The organism is Mesorhizobium sp. USDA 4775, from assembly GCF_054062655.1.
On the sequence record NZ_JBSSFM010000002.1, the window covers coordinates 152,822 to 165,203 of the forward strand.

The 12,382-nt window shown below is 59.9% G+C and carries 11 protein-coding genes and 7 pseudogenes; 8 read left to right on the forward strand and 10 right to left on the reverse strand.

Going from position 1 to position 12,382, the window contains the following annotated elements; genetic code table 11:
* Positions 1 to 52 precede the first annotated feature (52 nt).
* The 4 genes and pseudogenes from ACVILI_RS32565 to ACVILI_RS32580 form a co-directional block, all read right to left on the reverse strand.
* A pseudogene (locus ACVILI_RS32565) lies at positions 53 to 841 on the reverse strand (TIM barrel protein); the annotation flags it as partial.
* Positions 842 to 1,194: 353 nt separating this feature from the next.
* Positions 1,195 to 1,764, reverse strand: coding sequence for an IS5 family transposase (locus ACVILI_RS32570; RefSeq protein WP_457102768.1), 570 nt, complete (start codon positions 1,762 to 1,764; stop codon positions 1,195 to 1,197).
* A 32-nt stretch (positions 1,765 to 1,796) separates the two neighbouring features.
* On the reverse strand, positions 1,797 to 3,065 hold the full coding sequence (locus ACVILI_RS32575) for an IS256 family transposase (protein WP_457102496.1): 1,269 nt from the start codon (positions 3,063 to 3,065) through the stop codon (positions 1,797 to 1,799).
* A gap of 39 nt (positions 3,066 to 3,104) precedes the next feature.
* Complete coding sequence (locus tag ACVILI_RS32580) at positions 3,105 to 3,584, reverse strand: transposase (RefSeq protein WP_457102769.1); 480 nt, start codon at positions 3,582 to 3,584, stop codon at positions 3,105 to 3,107.
* 76 nt (positions 3,585 to 3,660) lie between these two features.
* On the opposite strand from ACVILI_RS32580, the pseudogene ACVILI_RS32585 reads away from it, so the two are divergent.
* Positions 3,661 to 4,422, forward strand: a pseudogene (locus ACVILI_RS32585) (Mu transposase domain-containing protein); the annotation flags it as partial.
* Positions 4,419 to 5,234: a P-loop NTPase family protein gene (istB, locus tag ACVILI_RS32590; RefSeq protein ID WP_457102770.1), complete on the forward strand. Its 816-nt coding sequence runs from the start codon at positions 4,419 to 4,421 to the stop codon at positions 5,232 to 5,234. The pseudogene ACVILI_RS32585 and the gene istB, both read left to right, overlap by 4 nt.
* A 171-nt stretch (positions 5,235 to 5,405) precedes the next feature.
* Here istB and ACVILI_RS32595 read toward each other — a convergent pair.
* The 5 genes and pseudogenes from ACVILI_RS32595 to ACVILI_RS32615 form a co-directional block, all read right to left on the reverse strand.
* Positions 5,406 to 5,886: pseudogene (locus ACVILI_RS32595) on the reverse strand (IS481 family transposase); the annotation flags it as partial.
* 72 nt (positions 5,887 to 5,958) lie between these two features.
* Positions 5,959 to 6,256, reverse strand: a pseudogene (locus ACVILI_RS32600) (IS701 family transposase); the annotation flags it as partial.
* Between the two features lie 48 nt (positions 6,257 to 6,304).
* On the reverse strand, positions 6,305 to 6,757 hold the full coding sequence (locus ACVILI_RS32605; protein WP_038655158.1) for a MucR family transcriptional regulator: 453 nt from the start codon (positions 6,755 to 6,757) through the stop codon (positions 6,305 to 6,307).
* A gap of 68 nt (positions 6,758 to 6,825) precedes the next feature.
* Entirely contained in the window at positions 6,826 to 7,530 is a 705-nt protein-coding gene (locus tag ACVILI_RS32610) for an IS6 family transposase (RefSeq protein WP_038655155.1), read from the reverse strand.
* A gap of 17 nt (positions 7,531 to 7,547) precedes the next feature.
* Positions 7,548 to 7,736: a LysR family transcriptional regulator gene (locus tag ACVILI_RS32615; RefSeq protein ID WP_457102771.1), complete on the reverse strand. Its 189-nt coding sequence runs from the start codon at positions 7,734 to 7,736 to the stop codon at positions 7,548 to 7,550.
* A gap of 245 nt (positions 7,737 to 7,981) precedes the next feature.
* Between ACVILI_RS32615 and ACVILI_RS32620 the strand changes: the two genes are divergently transcribed.
* Genes ACVILI_RS32620 through ACVILI_RS32630 form a run of 3 tightly spaced genes read left to right on the forward strand, consistent with a single transcriptional unit; the run spans position 7,982 to position 10,655 of the window.
* Positions 7,982 to 8,968, forward strand: a complete 987-nt coding sequence (locus tag ACVILI_RS32620; RefSeq protein ID WP_457102772.1) for an NAD(P)H-dependent flavin oxidoreductase — start codon at positions 7,982 to 7,984, stop codon at positions 8,966 to 8,968.
* On the forward strand, positions 8,956 to 10,362 hold the full coding sequence (gene ligM / locus ACVILI_RS32625; RefSeq protein ID WP_038655152.1) for a vanillate/3-O-methylgallate O-demethylase: 1,407 nt from the start codon (positions 8,956 to 8,958) through the stop codon (positions 10,360 to 10,362). Before ACVILI_RS32620 ends, ligM begins: the two co-directional genes overlap by 13 nt.
* 53 nt (positions 10,363 to 10,415) lie before the next feature.
* Entirely contained in the window at positions 10,416 to 10,655 is a 240-nt protein-coding gene (locus ACVILI_RS32630) for a hypothetical protein (RefSeq protein WP_038655149.1), read from the forward strand.
* Here ACVILI_RS32630 and groEL read toward each other — a convergent pair.
* Positions 10,652 to 10,852, reverse strand: a pseudogene (groEL, locus tag ACVILI_RS32635) (chaperonin GroEL); the annotation flags it as partial. The gene ACVILI_RS32630 and the pseudogene groEL sit on opposite strands and share 4 nt — an antisense overlap.
* A 49-nt stretch (positions 10,853 to 10,901) precedes the next feature.
* Here groEL and ACVILI_RS32640 point away from each other — a divergent pair.
* The 3 genes and pseudogenes from ACVILI_RS32640 to ACVILI_RS32650 all read left to right on the forward strand — a co-directional run bounded on the left by ACVILI_RS32640 (position 10,902) and on the right by ACVILI_RS32650 (position 12,374).
* Positions 10,902 to 11,072 carry a hypothetical protein gene (locus tag ACVILI_RS32640; RefSeq protein ID WP_167365358.1) on the forward strand — a complete coding sequence of 57 codons (171 nt, stop codon included), beginning with the start codon at positions 10,902 to 10,904 and terminating at the stop codon, positions 11,070 to 11,072.
* A gap of 82 nt (positions 11,073 to 11,154) precedes the next feature.
* Positions 11,155 to 11,334, forward strand: a pseudogene (locus tag ACVILI_RS32645) (transposase domain-containing protein); the annotation flags it as partial.
* 91 nt (positions 11,335 to 11,425) lie between these two features.
* A pseudogene (locus tag ACVILI_RS32650) lies at positions 11,426 to 12,374 on the forward strand (IS630 family transposase).
* Positions 12,375 to 12,382 lie beyond the last annotated feature (8 nt).

The window sequence follows — 12,382 nt, forward strand, 5'->3', positions numbered from 1 at the left end:
CGCAGAGGGGGCCAGGGGCACCTGTGTCTGCTACCCCCCGCTTTCGCCTCAACATAGCGCGCTGGATAAGATCAATGCTGGCGGCAAGGGTGTCTGCAAGATCGTCCAGTGTGTGGGCTTCCTTGACCAGCTCGAACGAAAAAGGGCCCGCGTAGCCACCTTCAAGCAGCGCCTGGATCTGGCTGCCATTGTCGGAACCACCAAGGAAGCGATCTGGGTAAATCCAGAAGCTCGGGTCGTTCACGCCTGAAATGTGCACCAGGCCAGTGAGCTCGCAAAACAACGATATTTCACCTGCCAGGGTGTGGTGGAAGGTGTCATGCACGAGGCGGAAGACGGACGAACCATCAACTTCGGCAATCGCTACGGCCGCTTCCTTCTTTGATGGAAGCGAGGAGGTTCGAAAGCCCAGCGGCTCGATGAGGCCGATGAGACCGCGCGACTGGAGGATCGGATTGAGCGCGTTTAGCGCGACGCGCAGACTGTCACGGCGCTCACCATTGCCGGCCCACGAGCCGTCGTTGACCGGCAGCAGCACGACCATCTTTGCTCCGCACGCCGCCGCATAGTCAGCAAGCTCGATCGCCTCAGCTTGACGCCTGAGAGTCCAGTCGTTGAAGCGTTGCAAGGCGTTGATGGAAATTATCGTGACGCCGGCGTTGGTAGCGGCGCACCGGATGTCTGCGGCCGGAAAGGCGCTTGCAACAGGATTGCTGAAATGATGGTCACGGATTTGAACCTCGGTCAGGCCATGGTCGCGCGCAAGTGAGAAAACTGCACTGACGTCTAGTGATGCCGCCGTCATGTGGTCGAGCGCAAAGCGAGGAGATACCTGGCCCATGGCGTGTTTCCTTCGAGAAGTGCGCGCCAGTTTCGCTTGTCTGGCATCTCTGCGAGTTGCTGCGCCGCAGGCCGATGCACAAACCTGAATGAAGCAGGTGAGTCAATTGAACGATTCTTGCATTTATGATAGAAATTGCGGCGCTACCTGATAAGATTACATCATTTCGGGTATTTTCCGGCAGAACATGTCGAACGGCAGAAATGCCTTCCGGGCGTCTTGGCGGTGCCGGTCTTTGATGGCGCCATCCATCAGCACTATCTGCTCTTGACGAAATCGGTGCTGTGGCAGAACGGGCGAGCCCTGTTGCATGGATCAGACTTTGGACGAGGCAACCCTATCCACTGCATTTTTCATGCAACGCGCTCGAACTTGGGCCGGCCAAGTTCTGTCATCCGGTTAAGAACACGGACGCCAATCTTCGCTTCAGTCTTCTGATTGTCAAAATGTCGCGCTTTGAGTTTGGGCCCGATCACAGCCTTCCATCGACCCATCTGGGTCTCAGCGCGACTGCGCTTGTTGTAGCCGGTGGATTTCTGCCATGCCATCCGCCCTTTGGTCTGGATTTCTGCAATATGGCGATCGCGGACAGATGGAACCAGCACCGATTGAGGGCTGGCAACGGCAGTCTTGGGAGGTGGGATAATGACCTCCACGATCTCACCAAAGCGTGTCGCCAGAAGATCTCGGGTTGGCGTTCCATCATAGGCGCCGTCGGCAATGAACTTCTCGACGGGGCCACCGATCTGGTCCAGAAGTCCTGGTAACGCTGTCGGATCGCCGACATCATCCACGGTCAGATCGGAACAAACAATCTCACCACTGACAAGATTGAGACCAAGGTGCAGTTTGCGCCATCTTTTGCGTTTGCCCTTGGTTTTGTGCTTGTTTTCCAGCCACTCACCCTCGCCGAAGACCTTCAAGAGCTATGCTGGAATTTGGGTGACGAGGCTGATCAAGCGGCGCTCTGCGGCTTCAATTCGATGACCTCGATTCCATCTTGGAATCTGGCACCTGCGATGAGTTTCGGCAACTGATTTTGTCCTTTCAATCGTCGCCATGTCCTGGCGGCGGCCATGACCAGTTTGAAGACCATCAGCCTTGCGGTCTTCGATGATAGGGAGCCTTTCGTGCGCACCGTGCGATGGCGAACGGTGGCAAAAACGCTCTCGATGGGATTCGATGTCCGCAGATGATCCCAATGTTCGGCGGGGAAATCGTAGAACGCCAGCAAGGCATTCTGATCTTTGGTCAGGCAGTCGACCGCCTTGCCGTATTTCGCATCATATTTCTCGACAAAGACGGCAATCGCCGTCTCGGCTGAGGCTCGGTTCGGGGCGGAAAAGATTTCGCGCAGATCTGTCTTCATGCCGGCCTGCATTGAGTTCGGCACCTTGTTGAGCACGTTGGCTGTCTTGTGCACCCAGCACCGCTGGTGCTTGGTGCCGGGAAGGACCTCATCGAGCGCGCTCCAGAAGCCAAGCGCGCCGTCGCCGACGGCAAGATCGGGCGCGATTTGCAGGCCACGACGCTTCACGTCGACCAGCAGCTCGCGCCAGCTCTGCGCACTCTCACGAATCCCTGTCTGGAAGCCGACGAGTTCTTTTTTGCCCTCAGGCGTGGCGCCGATCAGCACCAGCATGCATTCGGCATGGTCTTCCATGCGCGCCTGGAGATAGACCCCGTCCGCCCACACATAGACATAATGGCGCGCCGAAAGATCGCGCTTTTGCCAACGCTCGTATTCGGTGGTCCACTCTGCCGTCAGCCGCGTGATCACCGAGGGTGAGAGGTTCGCTGCCTCCTTGCCGAGCAGGGCTGCCAGAGCTTCCTGAAAGTCGCCCGTCGAAACGCCGCGCAGGTAAAGAACGGGAAGCAGCGCGTCCAGACTTCGCGTCCGACGCGCCCATTTGGGTAGGATCGATGAGGAAAACCGGACCCGGTCCGCTTCGCCGGTCGCGCCGCGGTCCCGGACCTTCACCCGGCTGACGGGCACCGGCCCGATCCCCGTCTGGATGCTCCGCTCCGGGCCGCGACCGTGCCGGACCAGCCGCTCACGTCCGTCCGGCAGCTTCAGATCCCGCATCTCGGCAAGAAACGCTTCGGCCTCCATCTCGATCGCCTGCGCCAGCAATTTGCGCGCGCCGGTGCGGAGCACATCCGTCAGGGGATCATCGATCTCGTCGGGCTGACGAAGGCGAACAATGTTGATAGTCTCGTTCATGGCGTATCGCTCTCCTTGAGAGGTTCTGGCAGGCTTCAATCACCCGCCTCGATACGCCGCCCTTCTCAAACCGTCATCACCCATTTTCCGCCATAGCTCGACCTTCAAGCCGGTGCTGTCGACAACCAGATGGACCGGACCTGATGTTGTGGCTCGGGACTTTGTCGACGGCAACGCCAGCCCTTTGCTCCGGCGAGACAGGGTGGAGAAGTCAGGCACGGCAATATCGAACCCCATCAGCGCCGCGACACTGCGCATCAAGCCTTGGGTCTGGCGTAGCGCCAGCCCGTAGACGACGCGCAGGGTCAAGCACAACGTAATCGCCAGATCCGAGTATTTCGGCTGACCACCCCGCGATGTCCGCCTCCGCGCCGTCCATAAAGACAGGGCCTCATCCTTCACCCAGATGGTCAAATCACCACGTTGACGCAGGCTTTCATTATATGCCGGCCAATTCGTCACTCGATATTTCTGCTTGGCAATCTTGTCCCGCCGATCGGCATTGAACTTGTGCGGCATCGTCGAAATCCGGATCAGGAGACTGAAAACCACCGCTCAATATCAGTCGCCGGGTGATCCACGCAACAACGCCCCGCACGGCCATCTCAAGCGGGCGATCGACGACGCGGCTCTGATGAGAGGATCGAGCGATTTCGGCGATCTGGTCTGCTACCGCCGCTTCGTCGACGAGATCGTCAGCCGCATGAACGCCCGCAATTCCAAGCGCATCGACATCGAGCGCGCCGAGCTCCAGGAACTGCCCGTCCGGCGCACATCCGACTACGAGGAGGTCACCGTGCGCGTCACCTCATCGGGCGGCTTCACGCTGCGCAAGGTGTTCTACACCGTGCCCTCGCGCCTGATCGGCCACCGGCTCAGGGTGCGCCTTTTCGACGATCGACTGGACATCTTCATCGGCGGCACCCTTCTCGTGACGCTGCCGCGCGGACGTGCCTCTCCATCGGGCAAACACGATCAGGTCGTCAATTACCGGCATGTCATCCATTCGCTGCGTCGCAAGCCGATGGCGCTGTTGAACCTGGTCTATCGCGACCAGCTCTTTCCGCGCGAGGCGTATCGGCACACCTTCGACATGCTCATGGAGCGGCTGCCGGAGCGGCAGGCCTGCCGCATCATGGTGGATCTTCTCGCCATGGCTCACGAGCGCGCCTGCGAGAGCGAACTGGCCGACCAACTGGATGCCGCGCTGCAGGCGCGCCGATTGCCCGACATGGCCGCCTTGCGGGAACGCTTCGCCCCCGATCCCTCCCGGCTGCCGAATGTCGTCGTGCGCCTTGCGCCGCTCAATGCCTATGAAGCCCTGCTCGGCGCCAGCCTGACGGGAGACGCGGCATGAAGACCAACACCACTGTCGATACCGCCAAGCTCAGCCTGCTCCTCAACGAACTGCGCTTGCCGGCCATCAAGCTCATGTGGCCGCAATTCGCCGAACAGGCCGACAAGGAAGGCTGGCCCGCCGCCCGCTTTCTCGCCGCGATCACCGAGCATGAACTGGCCGAACGCGACCGCCGCCGCATCGAACGCCACCTCGCCGAGGCCCGCCTCCTGCCGGGCAAGACCCTCGACACCTTCGCGTTCGAGGCCGTGCCGATGATCTCCAAGGCCCAGGTGATGGCGATCACCGCCGGCGACAGCTGGCTGGAGAAGGGGGCGAACCTGCTTCTGTTCGGCCCGCCCGGCGGCGGCAAAAGCCATCTCGCTTCAGCCATCGGCCTTGCGCTCATCGAGAATGGCTGGCGGGTGCTCTTCACCAGAACAACCGACCTCGTCCAGAAGCTTCAGACGGCACGGCGAGACCTGCCGCTCGAGAGCGCTCTGGCCAAGCTCGACAAGTTCCATCTCCTGATCCTCGATGATCTCGCCTACGTCACCAAGGACCAGGCCGAGACCAGCGTGCTGTTCGAGCTCATCAGCGCCCGCTACGAGCGGCGCTCAATGCTCATCACCGCCAACCAGCCGTTCGGCGAATGGGGCAAGGTCTTCCCCGACCCCGCCATGACGCTCGCCGCGGTCGACCGCCTCGTCCATCACGCCACCATCTTCGAGATGAATGTCGAGAGCTACAGGCGCCGCGAGGCCATGGAGCGAAAGCGTGGCCCGGGACGCCCCGCGTCCTATGCCACACCCGCCAACAGCGTCGCTGATTGACGCGCCGCGACAATCAAACCGACAAACCCTCTTGCGCGCGGCAATCAATGCCGCGATCATCACCTCCGCCGCGACACCAGATTCTCATCCAGATTGTCGCGCGCTTCTCATCAGAATTGTCGCGCCACAGACGGCGGTGGTGACCTTCTCGTGCAGTTCGACGAAGGCTCACTTCGATGTGCGATCGATGGCGACGAACATGTGCAGCTTGCCCTGTTCGGTCCGCACCTCGGCGACGTCGATGTGGAAGTAGCCGATCGGATAGCTCTTGAACTTCTTTCTCGCGGGCTTGTCACCCTCGACATCCGGCAGCCGACCGATGCCGTGGCGCTGCAGGCAGCGATGCAATGAAGACCGGGTCAAATGCGGGATCGTTGGCTGCAGCGCATAGAGACAGTCGTCCAGTGGCAGCAGCGTGTAGCGACGGAAGGCGACGATGATCGCCTCTTCCTCGACGCAGAGCACCGTCGAGCGCGGCTCCTTCGGGCCGGTCGGCAGATCGGCCACCGCAGTCCGCGTCTTCCACTTCGCGACCGTCTTCTGGTTAATCCCCGTAGCGTTTGGCCAGCGTCCTCAGGCTCTCTTGACTATGTTGTATCGCTCGACGGATCGCCTCTGTCGTCGTGGCGCTCCCATGAAGAACTTGGCCCATAGCGCATCGTTTGATTCGGACGACAAGCACTACTTTGGCAGTTTAGATTCGACGGCGTCGGCGAGGAGTTTCTCACAGTGGGGGCATCGCCTGGGTGGCGGCCGTGCGAAGAGGTCGAGGATGGCCTGCCTGATGGCCGGCATGCTCGGTTGTGGCGGCGGCCCCCGACTCTTTTTTTTCCGTCCCGCTGCTTTGAGGCGGCGGGATTGGAGAAAGGCGTAGGCGATCATGGTCATCAAGGCGTGTCTGTGTAATCCGGTCCAGGATCTACCTTCGAAGTGGTCGAGGCCGAGTTCCTCTTTCAACTGCTGAGGTGCCTGCTCGCGTCGGCCGGTAAGTTCGACACATAGTATTTCTGCTCGCCAGTCGAGATTGACGCGTCATCGCATCGAGCCCGCTTGCCTGAGGCAGGGTCTTCTTAGGCCTTCACCCGCTTGGCTGGCGCCTTCTTGGTGGGCATTTTTGCGCTCGCCTTGCGACCAAGTCCGAAAGACTTCGCCAGCTCTGACCGTTGTGCAGCGTAGCTTGGTGCCACCATAGGGTAGTCCCGCGCCAACCCCCACTTAGCTCGATACTCGTCAGGCGTCATGCCAAGCAAGCCCAAGTGCCGTTTCATCGACTTGAACTTGCGCCCGTCTTCCAAAGAAATGATGTGGTCGGGAAACACAGACTTTTTGGGATTGACCGCCGGTGTCGGTGTTGGCTGCTCGACTACAGCTGGCTTGACTAAGCTAACGAGAGCGGAGTTCACTGAAGAAATTAGATCGGGCAGGCCTGCTACAGGTACTGCGTTATTTTGGACAAACGCCGCGACAATATCCGCGGTCAATTCCATCAATTCCGCATTCTGGCGATTGTTCTCTTCGGTCATTCATCAACTCCTATTCCGGCGCTGTCACATTGTTTGAAGCGTGGACGCGCGGAAGCCCACAGCTGTTTTCAGGCAATCTGCAACGCCACGGCCTTCCATTCTGCCATGGCATTGAGGCGGTGAGTTCGGATCTGCGTGGCAGACCTGTTTGAGCGGGAGGGGACAAAGACATTGCGTATGGCGGAGAAGACGGAGACGAAATGCTGAAGGGAGCCAATGCTGCGGAAGCCTTGCCGAATGCGCTCCCGCTTTCGAAACGGCAGGTGAGAGTTCTCCGCCCGGTTGTTGAGGCCCTTGTGCGACCGGTGCTCGATATTGGGCATGACCTGACGTCTTGCCGCTGAATAGGAGCGCAGCTTATCGGTGACGATACGCTTCAGCGACAGGCCTTGCTTCTTCAGCAGACGAATGAGCAGACGCCTGGCCGCCTTGGTATTGCGGCGGGTCTGCGCGATCTCATCCAGCACATAGCCGTCCTGGTCGACGGCGCGCCACAGCCGGCACCGTCTGCCGTTGATGCGCACGGCTACCTCATCAAGATGCCAGACATCGTCTTTCGATGGCGCCTTGCGGCGCAGGCGACGTGCATAATCGGGACTGTGCTTCTTTCCCCTGCGGCGAATGTTCTCGTAGGAGACGACGATCCCCCGCTCCAGCAGCATTTCTTCAACATCGCGCAGGCTCAGCCCGAACCGGCAATAAAGCCAGGCGGCATGAGCAACGATTTCGATCGGGAAGCGATGGTTCTTGTAGGTGGCGCATGCTTCGACCATGCCAACCTGACTTATCGTCAAACCGTTAAGCCAAAATCAATGTGACAGCACCTGTCGCGTTGGAACAGCGGCACACCGATCTCGGCCTCGAGCTGCTGAATGCGAGTGGTGACGTTAGAAGGGACGCGGCCGAGCAATCCGGCAGCTCGGGTGATGCTTTGCTCGCGGGCGACGGTGCGGAACACCGCGAGAGCTGCGAGATCCATAGAAGATTCTCCATTGCAGAATTGTTTCGAGTATGTATTCTTCTTTTGTGAACGTTAGTCAATCAAAAATTCCGACCCAAGGCGGAGCCCGATCCTAGAAGCCATGACAACACTGGAGCCGATTCTGTCTGTGCGACGGCGCTCATTCGTCACTGACCTGATTCGGGCAGGCGCATCGCCGGACCACGCACATACGATTCTTCGGTCCGACCGACGAACTCTTGAGCTGCCGAGGAGAAGCATTCGTGCTGGATAAACTTGGAATGACACTACCGATCGTTCAGGCGCCGATGGCCGGGGTTTCGACCCCGGCATTGGCTGCCAAAGTCTCCAATGCCGGCGGGCTCGGCTCTATCGGTATTGGCGCGAGCGACGCAAATGGCGCGCGAACGATGGTCGAGGAACTGCGCGCAAGGACCGATCGCGCCTTTAACGTAAATGTGTTCGTGCATGGCTCGGCGAAAGTTGATCGCGAGCGTGAAGCGGCCTGGCTCGAATGGCTAGCGCCGGTCTTTCGCGAGTTTGGTGCCGAGGCTCCAAAGGAACTCCGCACGATCTACAAGAGCCTCAACGATGACCCTGAACGATTGTCGTTTCTGCTCGAAACAAAGCCACCCGCCGTCAGTCTGCATTTTGGCTTGCCGTCGACGGACGCGATCAGGGCGCTGAAGGCGGCTGGTATCATGCTCTTTGCGACCGCGACCAGCCTTGAAGAGGCCCGCAAGATCGAAGCGGCCGGCATCGATGTCATCGTGGCACAGGGAATCGAAGCCGGGGGGCATCGCGGCGTCTTCGACCCAGCCTCGCCCGATGACGGTCTCGGCACATTTGCATTGACGCGGCTGCTCGCTCGCCAAGCCAATCGGCCCGTCATCGCGGCGGGCGGTATCATGGATGGTGCAGGCATCGCAGTGGCACTTGATCTCGGTGCAGTTGCCGCGCAACTCGGGACGGCGTTTATCTCCTGCCCCGAGTCCGCCGCGGACGAGGCCTATCGCAAAGCCTTGACCGGACATGGCGCGTATCACACTCGCCTGACTTCGCTCATCTCCGGACGACCGGCACGGGCGCTCGCCAACCGTTTCACGGCGCTGCAGGAGACGCTCCTTGACCAGCTGCCGCCCGGCGCTAAGCCGGCGCAGCGTCTAGCCGCAACTGCTGAAAGTGGGCGGAAGCCGCCGAAGTATCAAAAACAAGACAATCCAGGGAGTTTCAAGTGGTGGACGTTGTAAAAAACCTCGAACAGAAGCTGGCGGGCGTGAAGAGCGTCGTTGGCATGTTGCGCAACTCGCAGAACGGCGCCTATGTCTATCCCGTCGTTCCGTCGGAGTTTAACAACTGGCGCGACGAACAGCGGGCTTGGCGTGAAACTGCCGTGCTGTTCGACCAAGCGCACCACATGGCCGAGTTGATGATTGAGGGGCCGGACGCAGAAAAGCTCCTTTCACGGCTGGCGATCAACAGTTTTACGAATTTCACCGTTAACAAGGCCAAACAGTTCGTGCCCTGCAGTCATGGCGGACACGTGATCGGCGATGTCATCATCTTCTATTTGGCGCAGCAGCAGTTCCTGATCGTCGGTCGTGCGCCGACGATCAACTGGGTTCAGTTTCACGCCGAGACCGGCGGCTACGACGTCAGGCTGGAGCGCGACGACAGATCGCCGTCCCGACCCGGCGGCAAACCCGTGGTGCGCAAGCGTTACCGATTCCAGGTGCAAGGACCGAATGCGCCACAAATCCTCGAGAGGCTGAATGGCGGTCCGGTCCCCGACATCAAATTCTTCAACATGGACGCCATCACCATAGCTGGACGCAGGGTCCGTGCGCTCCGACATGGTATGTCGGGTGTGCCAGGCTTGGAGATCTGGGGACCTTACGAGGAAGGCGAAGAGATCCGGGCTGCAATCATCGAGGCCGGCAAGGATTTCGACCTGCGTCAGGTTGGATCGCGCGCCTACGCCACCAATACATTGGAATCGGGCTGGATCCCCTCGCCGCTGCCGGCCGTCTACACGGGCCGTGAAATGAAATCCTACCGCGAATGGCTGCCGGCTGACAGCTACGAGGCGACCGGCTCCATCGGCGGAAGCTTCGATTCCAACGACATCGAGGACTACTATCTCACGCCTTACGATCTCGGCTATGGGTCGTTCGTCAAGTTTGACCATGATTTCATTGGCCGCGAGGCGCTAAAGAAGATTGCCGACCAGCCGCATCGCAGGAAGGTGACCTTTGCCTGGAATGCCGATGATGTCGCCAAGGTCTTCCGCTCCTTTTTCGAACCCGACATCGGCAACTACAAATACATCGACCTGCCGCTTTCCAACTATGCCTCGTCGTCCTACGACAAAGTGACAAAGGCGGGCAAGACAGTCGGTTTGTCGATGTTCACCGGCTATTCCTTCAATGAACGCTCAATGCTGTCGCTCGGAACGGTCGACCCCAGCGTAGAGATTGGCGATGTCCTCACACTGGTCTGGGGCGAGGCGGACGGCGGCTCGGCCAAGACCACCGTTGAGAGGCACAAGCAGATCGAAATCAGGGTACAGGTCGCGCCCGCGCCCTATGCGAGACAGGTAAGGGAAACCTACCACGAAGGCTGGCGGACCGCGCAGCCGGCATAGTTTCAACATTCAGGGAGCCGCCTCCCGGTTCCCGCCAAAGGGGGAGGCAGGCCATGAACGAGCCATGCTATTCGGAGGCGGCGCTGATGCGCCGCGTTGCGGCGATTGAGGCGATGGGTTGCGGCATCGGCGGGAACGATGGCGATCTCTCCTTGTCCTGCTTTCACGACCGTCGCTACTACGGCCATACGGCCGGCGTACGCGCCGAAGGTTTCCGGCCGGATCCACTTCAAGGAAAAGGGCGGCATCGCTGCCGCCCTTTCGCGTATGTGAAGCCGGATCGGCTGGATTAAAAGTCTATGCCGCCCATGCCGCCAGGCATGCCGCCGCCAGCCGACTCCTTCTTCGGAGCCTCCGCGATCATGGCTTCGGTGGTGACGAGCAGGCCGGCGACCGAAGCCGCGTCCTGGAGAGCCGTGCGCACGACCTTGACCGGATCGACGATACCCATGGCGATCATGTCGCCATACTCGCCGGTCTGGGCGTTGTAGCGTAAGCGCTGTTTTGACCCCACCTTCCGGATCAGCGTATGATTGTCGATGTTCAGCCTGGAAGAGGGGCTTGGACATATGTCGATTTCAGAGCTTACGCTTAAATCCAGGGATGAGCCGGTGCGCCGGTTCGAGGTTTACACCGTCAATGGCCGCCGTCGCGAATGGAGCGACGGTCAGAAGGCGCAGATCATTGCGGAGAAACGCGCACGCCGGTAAAGGCTGGATGACGGCCGCGACCAATTGAATCAGCACTATCCAGCCCCTCGATCCAAGCGGTAAAATATGCTGTTCTCAATCCATGGCGATAACGGCGGACGAGCTTCCGGATGATCTGAACGCGCTGAAAGCGATGGTGCTTTCGCGCGAGGCGGAGAACGCCCGCCTGCGTCAGATCATCAAGGAATTGCAGCGTCACCGGTTCGGTCGCCGTGCCGAGACACTTCCCGAGGATCAGCTTCTGCTTGGGCTTGAAGAGGCCTAGAGCGTTTCCTGTTTTGAGAGAATCGTAGGATTCCCAAATCAGGTTGTTTGTGATTCAAGATGCAGGCTGGATTGGAGGCCAGCATCTGATGACGCGAGCGCTTTCAAACGATCTTCGTGAGCGTGTTGTTGAAGCCGTTGGCGCAGGCGAGAATTGCCGTACCGTGGCATCGCGCTTTGGCGTTGCAGTTTCTTCTGTCGTGAAGTGGTCGCAGCGCTATCGGGCGACCGGCTCGGTGGCACCGGGCAAGATGGGCGGACATCGCAAGCGCATTCTTGAGCCGCATCGGGCCTTCATCGTGGAGCGGATCAATCAGACCTTTGAGCTGAGTTTGCATAGGCTGAAAGACGAGTTGGCCGCGCGCGGGGTCAAGGTCTCGCACAATACGATCTGGATGTTCCTGCGCCGCGAGGGCCTGAGCTTCAAAAAAAACACTGTTCGCCCTTGAGCAGGCGCGCGCTGATATTGCCCGCAGGCGGCAGCGATGGCGATCTTGGCAGACCGGTCTCGATCCACAGTGCCTGGTCTTCATCGATGAGACCTGGATCAAGACCAACATGGCTCCGCTGCGAGGTTGGGGGCCGAAGGGCAAGCGGCTGCGCGGCCTGGCGCCGCACGGCCACTGGCGCACGCTGACCTTCCTTGGCGCGCTGCGCTGGGATCGGCTCGCAGCACCTTGTGTCTTCGACGGACCGATCAACGGCCAATGCTTCCGCGCTTATGTCGAGCAGCAGCTCCTCACCGTTCTGAAGCCCGGCGACATCGTCGTCATGGATAATCTGGGAAGTCATAAGTCGGCGGCCATCAGGCAGATGATCAAGGCTGCCGGCGCCAGGCTTTGGTACCTGCCGCCCTACTCTCCGGACCTCAATCCGATTGAGTAGGCCTTCGCCAAGATCAAACACTGGATGCGCCAGGCTCAGAAACGCACCGTCGAGGAAACTTGGCGCCACATCGGCCACCTCGTCGAAACCATCGAGGCAGCCGAATGCAAGAACTACTTCGAAAATGCCGGATACGCTTCCGTCAAAACATGAAACGCTCT